General features: G+C 61.5%; 22 protein-coding genes. 8 read left to right on the forward strand and 14 right to left on the reverse strand.

All coding sequences use genetic code 11. From position 1 onward, the window contains the following. Positions 1–101 precede the first annotated feature (101 nt). The 6 genes from hemA (at position 102) to D8U71_RS15780 (ending at position 5,461) form a co-directional block, all read left to right on the forward strand. The gene (gene hemA / locus D8U71_RS15755; RefSeq protein WP_016773209.1) at positions 102–1,388 is read left to right on the forward strand and encodes a glutamyl-tRNA reductase; all 1,287 of its coding nucleotides are present in this window, start codon (positions 102–104) and stop codon (positions 1,386–1,388) included. Continuing rightward, entirely contained in the window at positions 1,385–2,467 is a 1,083-nt protein-coding gene (gene prfA, locus D8U71_RS15760; RefSeq protein WP_129997684.1) for a peptide chain release factor 1, read from the forward strand. Before hemA ends, prfA begins: the two co-directional genes overlap by 4 nt. Continuing rightward, a complete protein-coding gene (prmC, locus tag D8U71_RS15765) occupies positions 2,468–3,298 on the forward strand; it encodes a peptide chain release factor N(5)-glutamine methyltransferase (RefSeq protein ID WP_130888177.1) in 831 nt (276 codons plus the stop codon). Further along, on the forward strand, positions 3,292–4,047 hold the full coding sequence (locus D8U71_RS15770) for a molybdopterin-synthase adenylyltransferase MoeB (RefSeq protein ID WP_130888178.1): 756 nt from the start codon (positions 3,292–3,294) through the stop codon (positions 4,045–4,047). Before prmC ends, D8U71_RS15770 begins: the two co-directional genes overlap by 7 nt. Continuing rightward, on the forward strand, positions 4,040–4,831 hold the full coding sequence (murI, locus tag D8U71_RS15775) for a glutamate racemase (RefSeq protein WP_130888179.1): 792 nt from the start codon (positions 4,040–4,042) through the stop codon (positions 4,829–4,831). The genes D8U71_RS15770 and murI overlap by 8 nt, the downstream gene beginning before the upstream one ends. A 111-nt stretch (positions 4,832–4,942) precedes the next feature. Continuing rightward, entirely contained in the window at positions 4,943–5,461 is a 519-nt protein-coding gene (locus D8U71_RS15780; protein ID WP_122507863.1) for an acyloxyacyl hydrolase, read from the forward strand. 135 nt (positions 5,462–5,596) lie between these two features. On the opposite strand, the gene D8U71_RS15785 is transcribed toward D8U71_RS15780, so the two are convergent. The 12 genes from D8U71_RS15785 to D8U71_RS15840 form a co-directional block, all read right to left on the reverse strand. Beyond that, a complete protein-coding gene (locus tag D8U71_RS15785; protein WP_024014290.1) occupies positions 5,597–5,902 on the reverse strand; it encodes a YkgJ family cysteine cluster protein in 306 nt (101 codons plus the stop codon). Positions 5,903–5,954: 52 nt separating this feature from the next. Then, on the reverse strand, positions 5,955–6,446 hold the full coding sequence (locus D8U71_RS15790; protein WP_130888180.1) for a DUF2878 domain-containing protein: 492 nt from the start codon (positions 6,444–6,446) through the stop codon (positions 5,955–5,957). Then, positions 6,439–7,704: a cyclopropane-fatty-acyl-phospholipid synthase family protein gene (locus tag D8U71_RS15795; protein WP_016773216.1), complete on the reverse strand. Its 1,266-nt coding sequence runs from the start codon at positions 7,702–7,704 to the stop codon at positions 6,439–6,441. Before D8U71_RS15795 ends, D8U71_RS15790 begins: the two co-directional genes overlap by 8 nt. Then, a complete protein-coding gene (locus tag D8U71_RS15800) occupies positions 7,691–8,506 on the reverse strand; it encodes a DUF1365 domain-containing protein (protein ID WP_016773217.1) in 816 nt (271 codons plus the stop codon). Before D8U71_RS15800 ends, D8U71_RS15795 begins: the two co-directional genes overlap by 14 nt. Next, on the reverse strand, positions 8,503–9,750 hold the full coding sequence (locus tag D8U71_RS15805; RefSeq protein WP_016773218.1) for an FAD-dependent oxidoreductase: 1,248 nt from the start codon (positions 9,748–9,750) through the stop codon (positions 8,503–8,505). The genes D8U71_RS15800 and D8U71_RS15805 overlap by 4 nt, the downstream gene beginning before the upstream one ends. After that, positions 9,747–10,529 carry an SDR family NAD(P)-dependent oxidoreductase gene (locus tag D8U71_RS15810; RefSeq protein WP_016773219.1) on the reverse strand — a complete coding sequence of 261 codons (783 nt, stop codon included), beginning with the start codon at positions 10,527–10,529 and terminating at the stop codon, positions 9,747–9,749. Before D8U71_RS15810 ends, D8U71_RS15805 begins: the two co-directional genes overlap by 4 nt. Then, complete coding sequence (locus tag D8U71_RS15815; protein ID WP_125925721.1) at positions 10,526–10,948, reverse strand: nuclear transport factor 2 family protein; 423 nt, start codon at positions 10,946–10,948, stop codon at positions 10,526–10,528. Before D8U71_RS15815 ends, D8U71_RS15810 begins: the two co-directional genes overlap by 4 nt. Continuing rightward, a complete protein-coding gene (phrB, locus tag D8U71_RS15820; RefSeq protein ID WP_122602302.1) occupies positions 10,941–12,386 on the reverse strand; it encodes a deoxyribodipyrimidine photo-lyase in 1,446 nt (481 codons plus the stop codon). Before phrB ends, D8U71_RS15815 begins: the two co-directional genes overlap by 8 nt. Before the next feature lie 16 nt (positions 12,387–12,402). Then, entirely contained in the window at positions 12,403–13,344 is a 942-nt protein-coding gene (locus D8U71_RS15825) for a MerR family transcriptional regulator (RefSeq protein WP_016773222.1), read from the reverse strand. Then, the gene (locus D8U71_RS15830) at positions 13,344–14,306 is read right to left on the reverse strand and encodes a DUF523 and DUF1722 domain-containing protein (protein WP_041479992.1); all 963 of its coding nucleotides are present in this window, start codon (positions 14,304–14,306) and stop codon (positions 13,344–13,346) included. The genes D8U71_RS15825 and D8U71_RS15830 overlap by 1 nt, the downstream gene beginning before the upstream one ends. A gap of 213 nt (positions 14,307–14,519) precedes the next feature. After that, on the reverse strand, positions 14,520–14,735 hold the full coding sequence (locus D8U71_RS15835; RefSeq protein ID WP_076564097.1) for a TIGR02450 family Trp-rich protein: 216 nt from the start codon (positions 14,733–14,735) through the stop codon (positions 14,520–14,522). Beyond that, a complete protein-coding gene (locus D8U71_RS15840) occupies positions 14,732–15,718 on the reverse strand; it encodes an NAD(P)/FAD-dependent oxidoreductase (RefSeq protein WP_024014282.1) in 987 nt (328 codons plus the stop codon). Before D8U71_RS15840 ends, D8U71_RS15835 begins: the two co-directional genes overlap by 4 nt. 197 nt (positions 15,719–15,915) lie before the next feature. On the opposite strand from D8U71_RS15840, the gene D8U71_RS15845 reads away from it, so the two are divergent. Continuing rightward, a complete protein-coding gene (locus tag D8U71_RS15845) occupies positions 15,916–16,818 on the forward strand; it encodes a TIGR01777 family oxidoreductase (RefSeq protein ID WP_130888181.1) in 903 nt (300 codons plus the stop codon). A gap of 13 nt (positions 16,819–16,831) precedes the next feature. Further along, on the forward strand, positions 16,832–17,857 hold the full coding sequence (hemH, locus tag D8U71_RS15850; RefSeq protein WP_130888182.1) for a ferrochelatase: 1,026 nt from the start codon (positions 16,832–16,834) through the stop codon (positions 17,855–17,857). 132 nt (positions 17,858–17,989) lie between these two features. On the opposite strand, the gene D8U71_RS15855 is transcribed toward hemH, so the two are convergent. Next, positions 17,990–19,264 (reverse strand): uracil-xanthine permease family protein, encoded by a 1,275-nt coding sequence (locus D8U71_RS15855; protein ID WP_027612217.1) that lies wholly within the window; start codon positions 19,262–19,264, stop codon positions 17,990–17,992. 2 nt (positions 19,265–19,266) lie between these two features. After that, on the reverse strand, positions 19,267–19,905 hold the full coding sequence (upp, locus tag D8U71_RS15860; protein WP_024014279.1) for a uracil phosphoribosyltransferase: 639 nt from the start codon (positions 19,903–19,905) through the stop codon (positions 19,267–19,269). Between the last annotated feature and the right edge of the window lie 10 nt (positions 19,906–19,915).

Consider the following 19,915-nt stretch of genomic DNA (forward strand, 5'->3'; position numbering starts at 1 on the left):
CATTATAGGGGCTGACGATTGGGACAATAGTCAGCGGTAGTTGTTCTGAATCTTTCGAAGTAGGACAATTGCCGGCTTCACGTCACCACCAGCGACCTTGAATGGCCTTCCTTGCACTCGGTATTAACCACAAGACTGCTTCAGTAGACGTCCGCGAGCGCGTGGCCTTTACCCCTGAGCAACTGGTGGAGGCCTTGCAGCAGCTCTGCCGACTGACCGACAGCCGCGAAGCCGCGATCCTCTCCACCTGCAATCGCAGTGAGCTTTATATAGAACAGGATCAGCTGTCGGCCGATGTCGTGCTGCGCTGGCTGGCCGATTATCACCATCTGAGCCTGGACGAGCTGCGCGCCAGTGCCTATGTGCATGAAGACGATGCGGCTGTTCGTCACATGATGCGCGTCGCCTCCGGGCTTGACTCGCTGGTGCTGGGCGAACCGCAGATTCTCGGTCAGATGAAATCGGCCTACGCCGTGGCCCGCGAGGCCGGCACCATCGGCCCGCTGCTGGGCCGGCTGTTTCAGGCGACGTTCAATGCCGCCAAGCAGGTGCGTACCGATACTGCGATCGGCGAGAACCCGGTGTCGGTGGCGTTTGCTGCGGTGAGCCTGGCGAAACAGATTTTCAGCGATCTGCAACGCAGCCAGGCGCTGCTGATCGGTGCCGGTGAGACGATTACGCTGGTCGCGCGCCATTTGCATGAGCTGGGGGTCAAGCGCATCGTCGTTGCCAACCGCACGCTGGAGCGCGCCAGTCAGTTGGCCGAGCAGTTCGGCGCCCACGCGGTACTGCTCTCGGACATTCCGGCGGAGCTGGTGCGCAGCGATATCGTCATCAGTTCGACCGCCAGCCAGTTGCCAATCCTCGGCAAGGGCGCGGTGGAAAGTGCGCTGAAGCTGCGCAAGCACAAGCCGATCTTCATGGTCGACATTGCCGTACCGCGCGATATCGAGCCGGAAGTCGGCGAGCTCGACGACGTTTACCTGTACAGCGTCGATGATCTCCACGAAGTGGTCGCCGAGAACCTCAAGAGCCGTCAGGGCGCTGCGCAAGCGGCGGAGGAAATGGTCTCGGTCGGCGCCGACGATTTCATGGTGCGCCTGCGCGAACTGGCGGCGGTCGATGTGCTCAAGGCCTATCGTCAACAGAGCGAACGTTTGCGAGACGAAGAATTGCAGAAGGCCCTGCGTCTGCTGGCCAACGGCGGCAACGCCGAAGACGTGCTCGGGCAACTGGCCCGTGGCCTGACGAACAAACTCTTGCATGCTCCCAGCGTGCAGTTGAAAAAGCTGTCTGCCGAAGGCCGGCTCGATGCGCTGGCCATGGCCCAGGAACTCTTTGCCCTTGAGGGCTCACCGGATAGTTTTTCGGATAAAAAACCGCAATGAAAGCGTCACTGCTCAACAAGCTGGACATTCTCCAGGACCGTTTCGAGGAACTGACCGCGCTGCTCGGCGACGGTGAAGTCATTGCCGATCAGGCCAAATTCCGCGCCTATTCCAAGGAGTACGCCGAACTCGAGCCGGTAGTGGCCGCCTATAAAAAGCTGCTCGGCGTACAAAGCGATCTTGAAGGCGCGCAGGCGCTGCTCAAGGACAACGACCCGGACATGCGCGAAATGGCCGTGGAAGAAGTTCGCGAAGCCAAGGAGTTGCTGGTCACGCTGGAATCCGATCTGCAGCGCATGCTGCTGCCTAAAGATCCGAATGACGGGCGCAACGTGTTCCTCGAAATTCGCGCCGGCACCGGTGGCGACGAGGCGGCGATCTTCTCCGGCGACCTGTTCCGCATGTACTCGCGTTATGCCGAGCGGCGTGGCTGGCGCGTCGAGATCCTCTCGGAAAACGAAGGTGAACACGGCGGCTATAAAGAAGTCATCGCGCGCATTGAAGGCGACAACGTTTACGGCAAGTTGAAATTCGAATCCGGCGCACACCGCGTCCAGCGCGTACCGGCCACCGAATCCCAGGGCCGGATCCACACGTCGGCCTGCACCGTGGCGGTATTGCCCGAGCCGGACGAGCGCGAAGCCATCGAGATCAACCCGGCGGATCTGCGTGTCGACACTTTCCGTTCCTCCGGCGCTGGTGGTCAGCACGTCAACACCACCGATTCGGCGATCCGCATTACCCACATCCCGACCGGCACCGTCGTCGAGTGTCAGGAAGAACGCTCCCAGCACAAGAACCGTGCCCGGGCGATGGCGTGGCTCTCGGCGAAACTCAACGATCAGCAGAACGCAGCGGCAGCCAACGCGATTGCCAGTGAGCGCAAGTTGCTGGTCGGTTCCGGCGATCGATCCGAGCGCATCCGCACCTACAACTATGCTCAGGGTCGGGTCACCGACCATCGCGTCAACCTGACCCTGTATTCGCTGGATGAAATTCTCGCCGGTGGCGTCGAAGCCGTGATCGAGCCGTTGCTGGCCGAATATCAGGCTGACCAACTCGCAGCGATAGGTGAATAAATGACCATCATCGCCAGCCTGTTGCGCGCTGCCGAGTTGCCGGACTCGCCGACTGCGCGTCTGGACGCTGAATTGCTCCTGGCCGCCGCACTGGGCAAGTCGCGCAGCTTTCTGCACACCTGGCCCGAGCGCATCGTGCCAAGCGAGGCTGCGCTGACCTTCGCCGAATATCTGCAACGGCGGCGTAGCGGTGAACCGGTGGCCTACATTCTCGGCCAGCAGGGCTTCTGGAAGCTCGATCTGGAAGTCGCGCCGCACACGCTGATTCCGCGCCCGGACACCGAACTGCTGGTGGAGGCAGCCCTTGAGCTGCTGCCGGCAACCCCGGCCAAGGTTCTTGATCTGGGCACCGGCAGTGGCGCGATTGCTTTGGCTTTGGCCAGCGAACGCCCGGCGTGGAAGGTCACCGCTGTGGATCGCGTGCTCGAAGCCGTGGCCCTGGCCGAACGCAACCGCCAGCGTCTGCACCTGAACAACGCTACGGTGCTGAGCAGCCATTGGTTCAGCGCCCTTGAAGGCCAGCGTTTCCAATTGATCATCAGCAACCCGCCGTACATTGCCGCCGCCGATCCGCATCTGGTCGAGGGCGATGTACGCTTCGAACCGGCCAGTGCGCTGATCGCCGGTGAAGATGGCCTCGACGATCTGCGCCTGATTGTTGCGCAGGCGCCGGATCATCTTGAAACCGGCGGCTGGCTGATGCTCGAACACGGCTATGATCAGGCCGAAGCCGTGCGTGACCTACTGCTCACTCGTGGCTTTGAAGAAGTCCACAGCCGCACCGATCTGGGCGGCCATCAACGCATCAGTCTGGGGCGCCTGCCGTGCTGAATGATCAGGAATTGCTGCGCTACAGCCGGCAGATTCTGCTGCAACACATCGACATCGACGGGCAGCTGAAGCTCAAGGCCAGCCGCGTGCTGATCGTCGGCCTTGGCGGTCTCGGCGCGCCGGTGGCGTTGTATCTGGCGGCAGCAGGCGTCGGCGAGTTGCATCTGGCGGATTTCGACACGGTCGATCTGACCAATCTGCAACGGCAGATCATTCACGACACCGACAGTGTCGGCATGTCCAAGGTCGACTCGGCGCTCAAGCGCCTGGGCGCGATCAATCCCGAAATTCAACTGGTCGCTCATCGTCAGGCGCTGGACGCCGATTCCCTCGCCGCAGCGGTGGCGGCGGTGGATCTGGCGCTCGATTGTTCGGACAACTTTTCCACGCGCGAGGCGGTTAACGCCGCTTGTGTTGCCGCGTGCAAGCCACTGGTCAGTGGCGCGGCGATTCGTCTGGAAGGGCAGTTGTCGGTGTTCGATCCACGGCGTGGCGAGAGCCCTTGCTACCACTGCCTGTACGGACACGGCAGCGAAGCCGAACTGACCTGCAGCGAGGCCGGCGTGGTCGGGCCATTGGTCGGTCTGGTCGGCAGCTTGCAGGCGCTGGAAGCGTTGAAGGTGCTGGTCGGTTTTGGTGAACCATTGGTGGGGCGACTGTTGTTGATCGACGCCTTGGGCTCGCGATTCCGTGAGCTTCGCGTCAAGCGCGATCCGGGCTGCAGCGTCTGTGGCGCCCGCCATGCGTGAAGCGCCGATCGGCGTGTTCGATTCCGGGGTCGGCGGCTTGTCGGTCCTCGGCGAAATCCAGCGCTTGCTGCCTAACGAGTCGCTGCTTTATGTCGCCGATTGCGGGCACATTCCTTACGGCGAGAAAACCCCGGAATTCATCCGCCAGCGTTGCAGTGCGATGGCAGGATTTTTTCGCGAGCAGGGTGCCAAGGCGTTGGTGCTGGCGTGCAATACCGCGACCGTGGCCGGTGTTGCCGACTTGCGTCGCGACTTTCCCGACTGGCCGATTGTCGGCATGGAACCGGCGGTCAAACCGGCCGCAGCGGCCACACGAAGCGGCGTGGTTGGCGTCTTGGCCACGACCGGCACGTTGCAGAGCGCAAAGTTTGCCGCGTTGCTGGATCGTTTCGCGGCTGACATAAAAGTCATCACCCAGCCCTGTCCGGGACTGGTCGAACTGATCGAAACGGGTGATCTGCACAGCGCCGAATTACGCACTTTATTGCAAGGTTACGTCGCTCCATTGCTGGCGCAAAACTGCGACACGATCATTCTTGGCTGTACCCATTATCCCTTCCTCAAGCCGCTACTCAGGTCGATGATCGCCGACGATGTCAGCCTGATCGATACCGGAGATGCCGTGGCCCGGCAGTTGCAACGCTTGCTCGCCGAGCGTGATCTGCTGGCGCAACGTCCGAGCCAGCCGGTGAAGTTCTGGACCAGCGGCGATCCGCAATCCCTCAGAAAAATCCTACCGTTGCTGGGCCAAACTGCGTCGAATGTGCAAAACTTCGACTTGTAAAAAAAATGTGAAATAACTAAAAAAACGCTGAACTTCTGACCAAGCGCGGATTTCTATAGCGACAGCAGCAACTAAAAACCAAACGATCGTTCCGGAAAAGGAAGTTTCAAAGTGAAGCGACTATTCTGCTTGGCCGCGATTGCGGCCGCACTGATGGGGCAAAGCATTTCTGCACAAGCCGCTGGCGTTGAATTCGCCGTCGGCGGTACCAGCGATTCGACAATGACGTATCGCTTAGGCATGAATTTCGACTGGGACAAGAGCTGGCTGCAGAGCGACGTGGGTCGCCTGACTGGCTACTGGAGCGGTGCCTACACGTACTGGGAAGGTGACAAGACTTCCAGCAACAACAGCCTGTCGTTCTCGCCTGTATTCGTTTACGAGTTTGCCGGTCAGTCGGTCAAACCGTACGTGGAAGCGGGTATCGGCGCGGCGTTCTTCTCCAACACCGAATACGAAAGCAACAAACTGGGCGGCTCCTTCCAGTTCGAAGACCGCATCGGTGTCGGCCTGCGCTTCAACGGCGGCCACGAAGTCGGCATCCGCGCCACGCACTACTCCAACGCCGGCCTGTCCAGCGACAACGATGGTGTAGAAAGCTACGCGCTGCATTACACAATGCCGCTGTAACACGCCGCTACGCGGAACCAACGTGGGAGCGAGCCTGCTCGCGAAAGCCGAGTGTCAGTCAATTCAAATGGTGGCTGACACACCGCCTTCGCGAGCAGGCTCGCTCCCACAGTTGTTTCTGCGTTGTCAAAGAAATCAGCGGTAGGCTGTCGCAATACCCCGGCGCTCTTCGATGCACTCCGGCGCGCCCATTTCAAACTCGCGGCAAATCAGCGGGCGTCGTTCATAGATCGTGCACATCATGCTGTCGCGATCCAGCGCCGCGCACCAGCCGTCGTCCAGACGCAGCATCACTTCACCGCCCCATTCATCGGTATCGATAAAGCGATCAGGTACGCCGGTGTCGGTGATCAGCATCACTTCGAGCTGGCAGCAGCACGCCGCACAGGTCGAGCAGGTGACCGCCGGTTCGGCGATTTGGGTGTGGGGGATGGTTTTCATCGTGGCAGTGTAAGGCAGTGATCGCCGCGGGTGTGAAAGCGCTGACGGACGCTCACGGCGCCAGACGCCGCGCCATCAAATGCAACAACGGAAACAGTACGGCCCAGAGCAGCCCGATCAAGATCAGCGTGGGGATATCGCCGTAGGGAAATTGCACGCCCGCCAGGCGTCCGCCAGCGTAGTACGACAGTGCGCCGCCCATCGCGCCAAGTCCGCTGGCCAGCCACCATGGCCGCGCGCTCCAGGCCAGGCAATGGCGCAACGTGGTGGCGAGCAGCGCCCACAGCAGCATCAGCCACAGCGGAATCAGCGGTGAGGCGTCTGCAAAGCGGAACACATCGAGGTAACGCAAGACGCTGTCCACCGCCGTGCCGACAATCACCACGCACAGAATCAAACGACCTTCCGCCGCCCAACTGCTGATCCAGCGCAGATGAATCACCAGTGCCGCCAGCGCCAGCAACAGCCACAAACTGTTGCCGCCGAGCACGCAGGCCAGCCAGCCGAGCTGAAACAGCACGGCATTGGCGATTCGCTCACGCATCGAAGCGCCCGAGCAGCGGCGCGGTCATCGCCGCCGGTTTGGCCAGCAGCAATTGCGCGGTGCCGATGGTGCGTTCGAGGAATCCGCCCTCGCAGTAGCACAGATAAAACTCCCACAAACGCAGGAAATAATCGTCGTAGCCCAGTTCGCTCAGGCGACCATGGGCGAGGCGAAAGTTCTCGTGCCACAGGCGCAGGGTCTTGGCGTAATGCAGGCCGAAATCTTCCATGTGCAGCAGGTTCATGTCGGTTTCGCGGCTGACCACATCGAGCATCTTGTGCACCGAGGGCAGGGCGCCGCCGGGGAAGATGTAGCGCTGGATAAAGTCGACGCTGCGCTTGGCCTGTTCGTAGCGTTGCTCGCGAATGGTGATCGCCTGGAGCAGCATCAGGCCGTTGCTCTTGAGCAACTGCGCGCATTGCTTGAAGTAGGTGGGCAGGAACCGATGGCCGACCGCTTCGATCATCTCGATCGACACCAGTTTGTCGTACTCGCCGCTCAGGTCGCGGTAATCCTTGAGCAGCAAGGTGACGCGGTCCTGCAAGCCCAATTGTTCGATGCGTTTGGCAGTGAACGCGAACTGCTCTTTCGACAGCGTCGTGGTGGTCACGCGGCAACCGTAATGCTGCGCCGCGTACAACGCCATGCTGCCCCAACCGGTGCCGATTTCCAGCAGGTGGTCGCTGGGTTTGAGCGCGAGTTTCTGGCAGATGCGCTCGAGTTTGTTCAGTTGCGCCTGTTCCAGGGTGTCGCTCGGCGAAAGGAACTGGGCGGCGGAATACATCATGGTCGGGTCGAGAAACTGTTCGAACAGTTCATTGCCGAGGTCGTAGTGCGCGGCGATGTTTTTCTGCGAACCCTTGCGCGTGTTGCGATTGAGCCAGTGCAGCCCTTGTACGAAGGGCCGGCCCAGACGCGCCAGGCCACCTTCCATGGCATCGAGTACATCGAGATTGCTGACGAACACGCGCACCACAGCAGTCAGGTCTGGCGAACTCCAATAGCCGTGGATGAATGCTTCGCCGGCGCCGATCGAGCCGCTGCTGGCGACCATGCCCCACAGGGCCGGGTCGAGTACATGGACTTCGCCGAGCAGAGCACTGCCCGGGGTGCCGAAAAGCATTTGTTCGCCATCCTCGACGACCATCAATTGTCCGTGTTTGAGCTGGGCCAATTGGCGCAACACGCCACGGCGCAGCAGCGAGCCGGTCAAACCGTTGGTGCTGAAGCGACCGAGCGGCAGGCTAGAGGATTTCATGGTGCGGCTCCTTCGGAGGCACAGTGGCGGTTTTAAAGCTGCCGTCGGCAGCCTGGTGAGGGAAGATCGGCGCGCGCTTGAGCAGCAGTCGCAGTGCTTGCCAATAAATCGCCAGAGCGGTTTTTGCGGTCATCCACGGAAAGCGCCGCAGGTAGCGATGCAGGCTGCGACGATCGAGCGGTTCACGGCGCAGATTGAGCGTGGCGTCGAACAGTTTCTCGTTGCCCTGCCAATCGGCCATGTGCACGCCAAGGCTTTGCGCAGCGGGGCTGAAGCTCATGCGGTATTCGAGGTCGCGGGGCAGAAACGGCGAGACGTGAAACGCCTTGGCCACAGCGAAATGCTGATGGAAATCCACTAGGCTGGTCGGCGTCTGCGCCGGCAGCACATAGTGATAACGCTCGCGCCACGGCGTGTTGGTCACTTCACAAACGATCGCCGCCAGTTGCCCGTCGGCTTCATGGCAGTAGAAGAAACTCACCGGATTGAACGACAGCCCCCAGCTGCGCGGCTGGGTCAGCAGGCATACCGCGCCTTGTGGCTCATGACCGATGGCTGCGCCGACCTGCTGACGCACGGCGTCGATCAGGCGCATGCCCTTGCCGGTGAAGGCTTTCAGGTAATCGGTTTCGCGAAACGAGAACGGCGCAAAGCGGCTGCGCCCGGCCAGTGGCGACAGGGCCAGCACGGCGTCCTGCTCGCTCAGATCGAGATAGAGCAGGCCGATGCGGTAGCGGAATTCGTGGCGGCGCGGCGAAAAACGTCGGTGGCCGATGACGCCGTTGTACAGAGCGCTGTTCACAGTGTTTCACCGAACGCGGCGGCTACGCGCAGCCCGCTGACCACGCCATCTTCATGAAAGCCGTTGGCCCAGTAGGCGCCGCAATAATGCGTGTGCTGCTCGCCGTCGAGTTCGCCCCAACGGTTTTGCGCGGCCGCTGCGGCGAGGGTGTATTGCGGGTGGGCGTAGGTATAGCGGGCCAGCACTTTATCCGGGCTGATGCCGGCAGTCTGGTTGAGGCTGACGCAGAACGTGGTGTCGCTCTCGATGCCCTGCAGAATGTTCATGTTGTACGTGACCGCCGCGCGCGTATGGCCGGCGCCGCCGAGGCGATAGTTCCAGCTGGCCCAGGCCAGTTTGCGCGTTGGCAGCAGGCGCGTGTCGGTGTGCAGCACGACGTCGTTGTCGGCGTAGAGCAGGGCACCGAGAATCGAACGCTCGGCGTCGCTCGGGTTGGCCAGCAGGTTCAGCGCCTGATCGCTGTGACAGGCGAACACCACTTTGTCGAAATGTTCGAGGCCGGCCGGGCTGTGGATAACTACGCCGTGCTGGTTGCGCTCGACGCGCTTGACCGGGCAGTTCAGGCGGATCCTGTCGCTGAATGAAGCAGTCAGCGGCGCCACATAGGCACTGGAACCGCCTTCAATGACCTGCCACTGCGGACGATCGCTGACTGAGAGCAGGCCATGATTCTTGAAGAAACGCAGGAAGAATTGCAGCGGGAAATTGAGCATTTCCGCCATCGGCATCGACCAGATCGCCGCGCCCATCGGCACGATGTAATGCAGGATGAAACGCTCGCCGTAGCCGCCAGCCTTGAGGTAATCATCGAGGGTGGTGTCGGCGGCGATGCGCAGTTCGATCAGGTCGCGCTGGGCTTCTTTGTTGAAGCGCAGAATGTCGCGCAGCATGCCCCAGAACCCCGGCGACAACAGATTGCTGCGCTGGGCGAACAGGCTGTTGAGGTTGTTGCCGTTGTATTCCACGCCGGTGTCCGGGTCGGTTACCGAAAAGCTCATTTCGGTCGGCTTGAACGCCACGCCAAGCTGGTTGAGCAAGCGAATGAAATTCGGATAGGTCCAGTCGTTGAACACGATGAAACCGGTATCGATGGCGAACGATTGCCCGGCCACGCTGACCGGTACGGTGTGGGTATGGCCGCCGACCCAGTCACTCGCTTCGAACACGGTGATGTCGTGGCGGCGGTTCAGCAGGTAGGCGCAGGTGAGCCCGGCGATACCGCTGCCAATTACGGCGATTTTCATATCGGGTCCCGCTGCGGTGGGTTCTTGCGCACCATGCGTTTGCCGATCGCCAATTGCGCGCGGGCGGGCAGTTTCGACAGCGGCCACAGCGCGGCCATGAACAGTCCGGGGAAGGCAATTTCCAGCGGACGGTCCTTGAGTTTGGCGAAGATGTGCCGCGCCGCTTTATCCGCAGGCCAGCTCAGCGGCATCGGGAAATCGTTCCTCTCGGTCAGCGGCGTTTCGACAAAACCCGGGCTGATGATGGTGACTTCAATGCCTTCATCCGCCAGATCGATGCGCAGCGATTCGAATAGGTAACGCAGCCCGGCCTTCGATGCGCCGTAGGCTTCGGCCCGTGGCAGCGGCAGGTAAGTCACCGAGCTGGCCATGCCGACCAGATGCGGCGCGGTGCCTTTGCGCAACAGCGGCAGGGCGGCTTCGATGCAATAGCTGCTGGCGAGCAGATTGGTGCGTACCACGTGCTCGATGATCGAGGAATCGAACTGGCGCGCGTCGACATATTCACAGGTGCCGGCGTTGAGAATCACGCTGTCCAGCGAACCCCAGGCCTCGGCGATCTGCTCACCGATTTCACGCACGGTCTGACTGTTGGTCAGATCGCCGGGCACCACCAGCACCTGGCCCGGGTAACGCTGGGACAAAACTTTGAGCGGCGCGGCCGAGCGCGAGCTGACCGCCAGGTGTGCGCCGCTTTTCAGAATGTCCTCACACAAGGCTGCACCGATGCCACTGCTGGCGCCGGTCAACCAATACCGCCGTGGAGGTGTACGACTCATCCCATTCTCCTTTTCAGCCAGGCAATCGCCCGGCCCAATATTGGCAAGTGTTCATACAGCAGCGCCCCGGCATCGAAATAATCCCGATGGCGATAAACCTTGTCGCGCCAGAGCAGGTGCGAGCAGCCACCGACCCTGATTTCCCGACCGTTGGCCAGGCGCGGATGGCGATAACTCATGACCCAGCGCAGGTAACCCTCACCTTCGCGGATCTGGTCAAAGCCGTGAAAATCGAAACGCAGATCGCTGACGTTGGCGTACAGCTCACTGAAGTAATCCCGCAGTTGTGGCAGGCCCTGAACTTCGTGCAGCGGATCGGTGAAATGAATGTCGTCGCTGTACAGCTCTCCGAGGCGATGCAGGTTGTCTTTGTTCAACCCGCAAAACTCGCGGGCGAAGCTGCGCAGGAATTCACTCATCGCTGCCGCCCACAGGCTGGCGCGACGGCAGGTTCTTGAACGCCGTCAGCGCACGCTCGCGTGAGGCGCTGAGGTTGACGATCGGGGCCGGATAATCGGCCACGCCGAACAGTCCTCCGGCTGCCGCCGGATTGTGCACTTCCTTCTTGTTGAGCCCGGCCAGTTCCGGCAACCAGTGCTTGATGAACACGCCTTCGGCATCAAATTTTTCCGACTGGCTCAACGGGTTGAAGATACGGAAGTACGGCGCCGAGTCGGTGCCGGTCGATGAGCTCCACTGCCAGCCACCGTTGTTGGCCGCCAGGTCGCCGTCGATCAGGTGGCGCATGAAAAAGCGTTCGCCCTCGCGCCAGTCGATCAACAGATTTTTGGTCAGGAACATCGCCACGACCATGCGCAGGCGATTGTGCATCCAGCCGGTTTCGAGCAATTGGCGCATCGCCGCGTCGATGATCGGCAGTCCGGTGCGTGCCTCCTGCCAGGCCTTGAGTTCTTCCGGCGCATCGCGCCAGGCCAGCGCTTCGGTTTCCGGGCGGAAGGCGCGATGCCGGGAGACGCGTGGGTAGCCGACCAGAATGTGTTTATAGAACTCGCGCCACAGCAGCTCGTTGATCCAGGTCACTGCGCCGACTTTGCCGCTTTCGAACTCGCCCTGATTGCTTTGCAGTGCAGCGTGCAAGCACTGGCGTGGCGAGATCACCCCGGCGGCGAGGTACGCCGACAATTGGCTGGTGCCGGGTTTGGCCGGGAAATCGCGTTCGCTGCGGTAGTAGTCGATCTGCGCGTCGGTGAAGGTGTCGAGGCGGCGCCGCGCCTCTTGCTCGCCGGCCGGCCACAAGGCGCGCAGGGATTCGCTCGGCGTGGCGAAGCCTTTGACCGCCTCCGGAATTGCGTCACTTTCGATACCCAGCGCGGCCTGTTTGCCCGGTGCCTTTACAAGTGCAGGCATCGAGCGATGCAGGCGCTCGTAGCAGACCTTGCGAAACTGACTGAACACCTGGAAGTAGGTGCCGGTCTTGGTCAGGATCGTGCCGGGTTTGAACAGCAACTGATCCAGATAGCTGTGGAACTCGATGCCCTCGGCCCGCATCGTTTCGGCCACGGCTTCATCGCGGCGGCTTTCGTGGACGCCGTATTCCTCGTTGACGTGCACCGCCTCGATCTTCAATTGCCGGCACAGCTTGAGCAGTTCTGCTGGCGCCTGATCCCAGTGCGGCGCGCTGCGAATCAACAGCGGAATGTTCAGCGCGCCGAGGCTCTGGCTCAGTTCGCGCAAATTGCGTAGCCAGAAATCCACTTTGCACGGCGCATCGTCGTGCTCCAGCCATTGCTGCGGACTCAACAGATACACTGCCACAGTCGGGCCGCGCGCTGCGGCGGCCGCGAGGGCGGTGTTGTCATGTTGGCGCAGGTCGCTGCGCAGCCAGATCAGTTGCATGTGATTAAACCCATCATCAAATCAATCCGCGCTCGAGCAGCGCCTGGTGTGCGGCAAGCGGATCTTCAGCCAGGAACAGATCGGCAGTCTGGGCGGTGCGTGCGGACAACTCGGTGTGGTGAATGTGCACCGTGGGGCCAGCAATCAAGGTCGGGCAGTTGACGTTCGCCAACAGCTTGGGCAGCTGCGCCAGTTGCATGGCTTTGCTCGAATACAGCAGCACGCCACGGGCTTGCAGATGCTCGACGGTCAGCGCCAGTTCACCGGCCGGCAGTGGCCAGTCGAACACTTGCACCGGGCAATCGGCACTGCTGATCAGCCATGCGCACAGCCACAGATGTGGCTCCAGCGGCAGGTCGGAATGATTGATCAACAGCAGCGGCGCCGAATGCAGCTGGCGGTTGTTATGGTAAATGCGTGCGCCGAATTTGCTGCGCAACCAGGAAAAGAAAAACGTCCGTTCCATCTGTGCGCCGAACTGGCCCTGCCAGCGCTGTTCGAGCTCGGCCAGCAACGGCATCAGCAATTGCTCGCACAGCGTCCGTGGCGGATACAAGGCAATGGCCTGATTGACGCTGTCATCCAGCGCGCGCTCATTGAGCGAGGTGACCGCCGACAGCAACGTCTGATGCAGACGCTGCCAATCGTTTTCCACGGTTTCCGTGAAGGCCTGCGGCGCATCGAGCAGTGGCTTGACCTGGCTGACCGCAACGCCACGGTTGAGCCAGGTAAGGATGGCCATGATCCGCTGCACATGTTCAGCGCTATACAGTCGATGGCCCTTGGGCGTGCGCTGGGGCACCACCAACCCATAGCGACGTTCCCACGCGCGCAGGGTGATGGCGTTGACGCCGGTCTGCCGCGCGACTTCGCGAATCGGCAACCAGCCCTCGTCGAGGGCTTTCTTGAAGTCGGCGCCGAGGTCTTCCCGGGCGCTGCTGTCGGTTTTATCGTTCATTAGATCGCGTTTCGCAGACTGAGGTTTTCCGGGTGCGGCTGCAGGTAAACCTGCTGCGCGATGTACGGGTCCGGATGGAGTCGAAAGTGGTGTTTGAGCAGCGTCAACGGCACCACCAGCGGCACGATGCCCTGGCGATACTGGCCGATGATCTGCTGCATTTCCTGTTTGTCTTCGGCGCTCAGCGATTGTTTCAAATAACCGCTGAGGTGCAGCAGCACGTTGCAATGGGTGCCGCGCGTGGCGCATTTCTTCAGCGCGGCCATCAGCTCGCTGAAGTAGCGCGGGCCGAGCTCGGCGGGATCGCTGTCAGCCATATTGCCGAGCATCTTGCCGAGGTTTTTGTATTGCAGCGGGTTGTGCGCCATCAGCAGGTACTTGTAGCGCGAATGGAACTCGGTAAGGGCGCGGCGGCTCAGGCCCTCGGCGAGCACTTGCTGCCAGGCGCTGTAGGCCAGGACGCGGGTGATGAAGTTTTCCCGCAGCACCGGATCGTTGAGGCGCCCGGCTTCTTCCACCGGCAGATCCGGATGTTGGGCACAGAATGCCTGCGCATAGATGCCGCGTCCGCCACCGTTCACTGGCGCGCCGTTGTCGTGATAGACCTTGACCCGTTCCAGCCCGCAGGAGGGCGACTGCTGCATGAAGATGTAGCCGGACAGGTCCTGCAACTCGGCGGCCATTTTCTCGCCGTACTCGGCCAGTGGCCTGGTGACGTTGATGGTCCGGTCGACGGTGCCGACGGCCTCGGGTTGTTCAGGGTCGCCGACCAGCCGGATCGGCTCACGGGGAATGCCCATGCCGATGGCGACTTCCGGGCACAGCGGGACGAAATCGAAATATTCGGTGAGGGTACGGCTGCATAGCCGCGATTCCTTGTGCCCACCGTTGTAGCGCACTTCTTCGCCCAACAGGCAGGCGCTGATGGCGATCTTCGGCTTGGACAGGGAAGCAGTAGACATGAGCACCTCGAATCTATACCTGTACAGAGAGTTATCGCTGTACAACTTTTCCTCAGCATAGATCGATGGATGTACAAGTCAAATGATTTGTATAAGATTTTTGTGCGGCGTTGATCTGTGGGAGCGAGCCTGCTCGCGAAAGCAGTGGGGCAGTCGACGAATTCGAATCTGATACAGCGCTTTCGCGAGCAGGCTCGCCACCGCAAGGGAAATCTATTTCCAGCCGAGTAACCAGTGCTCGCTGTCTTTCAGCACCTGCCAATCGAGTCGCTCGCTACGCTGGGTCAGCACCGCCTGCAATTCAACTTCCAGCACCGTACCTTCCTCGTCGCGGATCAGTTCGGTGACCAGAAAATGTTTTTCGCGATTTTGCGGATGGGCTGCTGTCCACTTCGACAGCAGCAATTTGCGCGGATTGATACGATTCATTGCAGGTGTTCGTGCAAGCGACGTGCAGCCTCCTGACCACTGAGCCAGGCGCCTTCAACGCGGCCCGACAGGCACCAGTCGCCACAGGCGTACAGGCCCAGATCGACATCAGCCAGTGTGGTCCATTCATGGCCGGTGGCGGGGCGGGCGTAGAGCCAGCGGTGGGCGAGGCTGAAGGTCGGCGCAGGCATGGCGCTGTGCAGCAGTTCGGCGAAAGCACCGTGCAGATGCTCGATCACCGCCTCCTTGGAGAGGTCGATGTGTTGCCGGCTCCAGGCGCTGGTTGCATGCAGCACCCACGTGTCGAGAGTGCTGTCGCGCCCGGGTTTGCTGCGGTTGCGCGCCAGCCAGTCGAGCGGGCTGTCCTGTACGAAGCAGCCTTCGATTGGCGTATCCAGCGGGGTTTCGAAGGCGAGAGCGACGGCCCAGGTCGGCTCCATTTTCACCCCGGCCGCGACGCCGGCAAGTTTCGGTGCGGCGGCCAGCAACGCGGTGGCTTGCGGTGCCGGTGTGGCGATCACCACATGGCTGAAGGGGCCGTGGGTGCAGCCATCGGCGTCCTGCAGATGCCAGTGCTCTTCACCGCGATAGACCTCGGTGATGCGGCAGGCAAACTGCACGTCCAGGCCATCGAGCAGGCCACGGGTGATGGCGCTCATGCGCGGCGTGCCGACCCAGCGGGTCTGCTCGTCCGGCGACATGTTCAGTTGGCCGCCCTGGAAGGTGTACAGCTGCGGCGCCCACTCGGCGGCCCAGCCCTGGCTCTGCCAGCGCTGCACTTCGGTGACGAAGCGCCGGTCACGCGCGGTGAAGTATTGAGCGCCCAAGTCCAGCGAGCCGGCGTCGCTGCGCTTGCTCGACATGCGCCCGCCGCTGCCGCGGCTTTTATCGAACAGTTGAACGGTATGCCCGGTCTCTGTCAGAGCCTGAGCGGCGGAGAGCCCGGCGATGCCGGTGCCGATGATTGCGATAGGTACAGTCATAGGGGCCTCGTTTACCTTTCTGTACAGACTACGCCGTCGATCAAACCTGTACAATTCTGTTTTTTGGTATAACTTCTAGCGTTCTCGTTCTGACAGCTTGGCCTATTGTTAAACCATAGAGCCTGCCCGATCGAAAAGATCCCTGCCTATAAAAATAGACTAGTGATCCGGGTTAAACGCCACGCGAGGAAGATGTCATGCACATATTGCTGACCGGCGGTACTGGTTTGATCGGACGTCAGCTCTGCCGGCATTGGCTGGAGCAGGGCCATCGGCTGACGGTGTGGAGTCGCCGCGCGGAAAAAGTCGCGCAGATCTGCGGCGCGCAAGTGCGCGGAATTTCGCGTCTGGAGGACCTCGGCGAAGAGCCGCTGGATGTGATCGTCAATCTCGCCGGTGCGCCGATTGCCGACCGCCCCTGGACTCATCGCCGTAAGGCGTTGCTGTGGAGCAGCCGCATCACCCTGACGGAAACGCTGCTGGCGTGGCTGGAAACTCGCGCGCAGAAACCGGCGCTGCTGATTTCCGGCTCGGCGATCGGCTGGTACGGCGACGCTGGCGAACGCGAGTTGACTGAAGAATCACCGCCCGGCATCGACGACTTCGCCAGTCAGTTGTGTATCGCTTGGGAAGAGACCGCGCTGCGTGCCGAGAACCTCGGCATCCGCGTGGTGCTGGTGCGAACCGGTCTGGTGCTGTCGGCCGAGGGCGGCTTTTTGTCGCGGCTGTTGCTGCCGTTCAAGCTCGGGCTCGGCGGGCCTTTGGGCAATGGTCGGCAGTGGATGCCATGGATCCATATCGACGATCAAATCGCCCTGATTGATTTTCTTCTGCACCGGAATCAGGCGAGCGGTCCTTATAATGCCTGCGCGCCGAAACCTGTGCGCAACCGCGAATTTGCCAAGACCCTGGGCAGTGTGTTGCACCGCCCGGCGTTCATGCCGATGCCGACCCTGGCGCTGAAAGTCATGCTCGGCGAGCTCTCTCTGTTATTGCTTGGCGGCCAGCGCGCGACGCCGGCACGCTTGCTCGAAGCGGGGTTCAGCTTCCGCTTTACGGATTTACGCGCGGCTCTGGATGATCTCTCCAGCCGCCTCTGAAATAGGACGTTGCATGACCGATCACGCTTTGCTTCTGGTCAACCTGGGCTCTCCGGCCTCCACCTCGGTGGCCGATGTGCGCAGCTACCTCAATCAATTTCTGATGGACCCCTACGTGATCGACCTGCCATGGCCGCTGCGGCGGTTGCTGGTGTCGCTGATCCTGATCAAGCGTCCCGAACAATCGGCACACGCCTATGCCTCGATCTGGTGGGAAGAGGGCTCGCCGCTGGTGGTGCTCAGCCGCCGCTTGCAGGAGCAGATGACCCGGGCGTGGAAACACGGCCCGGTGGATTTGGCGATGCGTTATGGCGAGCCGTCGATCGAAACCTGTCTGCTGCGTCTGGTCAAAGCGGGACATAAGAAGATTACGCTGGCGCCGCTGTACCCACAGTTCGCCGACAGCACCACGACCACGGTGATCGAAGAAGCCCGACGCGTGCTGCGCGAGATGAAGCTCGATGTGCAGTTGTCGATCTTGCAACCGTTCTACGATCAGCCGGAATACATCGAAGCACTGGCCGCCAGTGCGCGTCCGCATCTACAGCAGGATTACGATCATCTGCTGCTGAGCTTTCACGGCTTGCCTGAGCGGCATCTGAGCAAACTCGACCCGACGGGCAATCACTGCCTCAAGGGCGCCGATTGCTGCCAGAGCGCCTCGCCGGCGGTATTGGCAACCTGTTATCGCGCGCAGTGTTTCCGTACCGCCGCCGCCTTCGCCAAAAGCATGGGCCTGGCGGACGGCAAATGGTCGGTGTCGTTTCAGTCACGCCTGGGCCGGGCGAAATGGATCGAGCCGTACACCGAAGCGCGGCTGGATGAACTGGCCAAAAGCGGGGCGAAAAAGATTCTGGTGATGTGCCCGGCGTTCGTCGCCGATTGCATCGAGACGCTGGAAGAGATTGGTGATCGCGGTAGGGAACAGTTCCGCGAAGCGGGGGGCGAGGAGTTGGTGCTGGTGCCGTGCCTGAACGACGACCCGCAATGGGCCAAGGCGCTGGCCACGCTCTGCGAAAGAGCGCCGCTGGCCCTCTGAGCAAGCCCGCTCACACAGTGATCGTTCCCACGCTCTGCGTGGGAATGCAGCCCGTGACGCTCCGCGTCACTGGACGCGGATCGTCTCTTGAGGCATCCCCACGCGGAGCGTGGGAACGATCATTGCGGGGGGTTAAATCAGTGGCTCATCCGCCTTCTTGTTCTTCCACCCATCATTGCCCGGCAGGATCAGGTTCAGCGCAATCGCCACCACCGCGCACAGCGCGATGCCTTTGAGGCCGAAGTCATCAGGACCGGTGCCGGTGCCGACCAGCACACCGCCAATGCCGAACACCAGCGTCACCGAAACAATCACCAGGTTGCGCGCTTCGCCCAGGTCGATCTTGTGACGGATCAGGGTGTTCATGCCCACCGCTGCGATCGATCCGAACAAGAGACAAAGAATCCCGCCCATTACCGGTACCGGAATGCTCTGCAGCAGCGCGCCGAACTTGCCGATGAACGCCAGGGTGATGGCGAAGATCGCCGCCCAGGTCATGATTTTCGGGTTGTAGTTCTTGGTCAGCATCACCGCGCCGGTCACTTCGGCGTAAGTGGTGTTGGGCGGGCCACCGAACAGGCCGGCAGCAGTGGTGGCGATGCCGTCACCGAGCAGGGTGCGATGCAGGCCCGGCTTTTTCAGGTAATCGCGACCGGTCACGCTACCCACGGCAATCACGCCGCCGATGTGCTCGATCGCCGGGGCCAGCGCCACCGGAACAATGAACAGAATCGCCTGCCAGTTGAACTCCGGCGCGGTGAAGTGCGGCAGGGCGAACCATGGCGCTGCAGCAATTTTCGCCGTGTCGACCACGCCGAAATAGAACGACATGGCAAAACCCACCAGCACGCCGGAAATGATCGGCACCAGACGGAAGATGCCCTTGCCGAACACCGCCACGATCAGCGTGGTCAGCAGCGCCGGCATGGAAATCATCATCGCCGTCTGATAGTGAATCAGCTCGGTGCCGTCGCCGGCCTTGCCCATCGCCATGTTTGCGGCAATCGGCGCCATGGCCAGGCCGATGGAGATGATCACCGGACCAATCACCACCGGTGGCAGCAAACGGTCAATGAAGCCGGTGCCTTTGATCTTCACGGCGAGGCCGAGGAAGGTGTAGACGAAACCGGCCGCCATTACCCCGCCCATGGTCGCGGCAAGACCGAACTGGCCCTTGGCGAGAATGATCGGCGTGATGAAGGCGAAGCTCGACGCGAGGAACACCGGCACCTGTCGCCCGGTGACGATCTGGAACAGAATCGTCCCCAGACCCGCGGTGAACAGTGCCACGTTCGGGTCCAGGCCGGTGATCAGCGGCATCAGCACCAGGGCACCGAAGGCCACGAACAGCATCTGCGCACCGGACAGCACCGTGCGCCAGAGCGGATCGTTGAACTCTTGCTGCATGGTCACGCGTCCTTCTGCTTGGTGCCGAAGATCTTGTCACCAGCATCGCCAAGCCCAGGAATGATGTAGCCGTGCTCGTTCAAACGTTCATCGATGGACGCGGTGTAGATGGTCACGTCCGGGTGCGCTTGTTCGACGGCAGCAATGCCTTCCGGCGCGGCCACCAGGACCATGGCACGGATGTCGCGGCAACCGGCCTTTTTCAGCAGATCGATGGTGGCAACCATGGAGCTGCCGGTGGCTAGCATCGGGTCGATGATCATCGCCAGGCGCTCGTCGATTTCCGGTACCAGTTTTTCCAGATAGGTGTGCGCTTGCAGGGTTTCTTCGTTGCGGGCAACGCCCACAGCGGAGACCTTGGCGCCCGGGATCAGGCTGAGCACGCCTTCGAGCATGCCGATACCGGCACGCAGGATCGGCACGACGGTGATCTTCTTGCCGGCGATCTTCTCCACCGACACGGTGCCGCACCAGCCGGCAATGTCGTAGGATTCGAGCGGCAGATCTTTTGTAGCTTCATAGGTCAACAGGGCGCCGACTTCCTGAGCGAGCTCGCGGAAATTCTTGGTGCTGATGTCAGCGCGGCGCATCAGGCCGAGTTTATGACGGATCAGCGGATGGCGGATCTCGAGGATGGGCATGGGAAAGGCT

The organism is Pseudomonas sp. Sample_21 (assembly GCF_004307525.1).
GTDB lineage: Bacteria > Pseudomonadota > Gammaproteobacteria > Pseudomonadales > Pseudomonadaceae > Aquipseudomonas > Aquipseudomonas atacamensis.

What these genes read in the sequence shown, in the direction of transcription:
- D8U71_RS15805 (WP_016773218.1), bottom strand. Translation starts at nt 9,750, where the DNA reads ATGAAAATCGCCGTAATTGGCAGCGGTATCGCCGGGCTCACCTGCGCC.
- D8U71_RS15845 (WP_130888181.1), top strand. Translation starts at nt 15,916, where the DNA reads ATGCACATATTGCTGACCGGCGGTACTGGTTTGATCGGACGTCAGCTC.
- upp (WP_024014279.1), bottom strand. Translation starts at nt 19,905, where the DNA reads ATGCCCATCCTCGAGATCCGCCATCCGCTGATCCGTCATAAACTCGGC.
- D8U71_RS15795 (WP_016773216.1), bottom strand. Translation starts at nt 7,704, where the DNA reads ATGAAATCCTCTAGCCTGCCGCTCGGTCGCTTCAGCACCAACGGTTTG.
- D8U71_RS15785 (WP_024014290.1), bottom strand. Translation starts at nt 5,902, where the DNA reads ATGAAAACCATCCCCCACACCCAAATCGCCGAACCGGCGGTCACCTGC.
- D8U71_RS15815 (WP_125925721.1), bottom strand. Translation starts at nt 10,948, where the DNA reads ATGAGTGAATTCCTGCGCAGCTTCGCCCGCGAGTTTTGCGGGTTGAAC.
- D8U71_RS15790 (WP_130888180.1), bottom strand. Translation starts at nt 6,446, where the DNA reads ATGCGTGAGCGAATCGCCAATGCCGTGCTGTTTCAGCTCGGCTGGCTG.
- hemH (WP_130888182.1), top strand. Translation starts at nt 16,832, where the DNA reads ATGACCGATCACGCTTTGCTTCTGGTCAACCTGGGCTCTCCGGCCTCC.
- hemA (WP_016773209.1), top strand. Translation starts at nt 102, where the DNA reads ATGGCCTTCCTTGCACTCGGTATTAACCACAAGACTGCTTCAGTAGAC.
- D8U71_RS15835 (WP_076564097.1), bottom strand. Translation starts at nt 14,735, where the DNA reads ATGAATCGTATCAATCCGCGCAAATTGCTGCTGTCGAAGTGGACAGCA.
- prfA (WP_129997684.1), top strand. Translation starts at nt 1,385, where the DNA reads ATGAAAGCGTCACTGCTCAACAAGCTGGACATTCTCCAGGACCGTTTC.
- prmC (WP_130888177.1), top strand. Translation starts at nt 2,468, where the DNA reads ATGACCATCATCGCCAGCCTGTTGCGCGCTGCCGAGTTGCCGGACTCG.
- murI (WP_130888179.1), top strand. Translation starts at nt 4,040, where the DNA reads ATGCGTGAAGCGCCGATCGGCGTGTTCGATTCCGGGGTCGGCGGCTTG.
- D8U71_RS15855 (WP_027612217.1), bottom strand. Translation starts at nt 19,264, where the DNA reads ATGCAGCAAGAGTTCAACGATCCGCTCTGGCGCACGGTGCTGTCCGGT.
- phrB (WP_122602302.1), bottom strand. Translation starts at nt 12,386, where the DNA reads ATGCAACTGATCTGGCTGCGCAGCGACCTGCGCCAACATGACAACACC.
- D8U71_RS15840 (WP_024014282.1), bottom strand. Translation starts at nt 15,718, where the DNA reads ATGACTGTACCTATCGCAATCATCGGCACCGGCATCGCCGGGCTCTCC.
- D8U71_RS15810 (WP_016773219.1), bottom strand. Translation starts at nt 10,529, where the DNA reads ATGAGTCGTACACCTCCACGGCGGTATTGGTTGACCGGCGCCAGCAGT.
- D8U71_RS15825 (WP_016773222.1), bottom strand. Translation starts at nt 13,344, where the DNA reads ATGAACGATAAAACCGACAGCAGCGCCCGGGAAGACCTCGGCGCCGAC.
- D8U71_RS15830 (WP_041479992.1), bottom strand. Translation starts at nt 14,306, where the DNA reads ATGTCTACTGCTTCCCTGTCCAAGCCGAAGATCGCCATCAGCGCCTGC.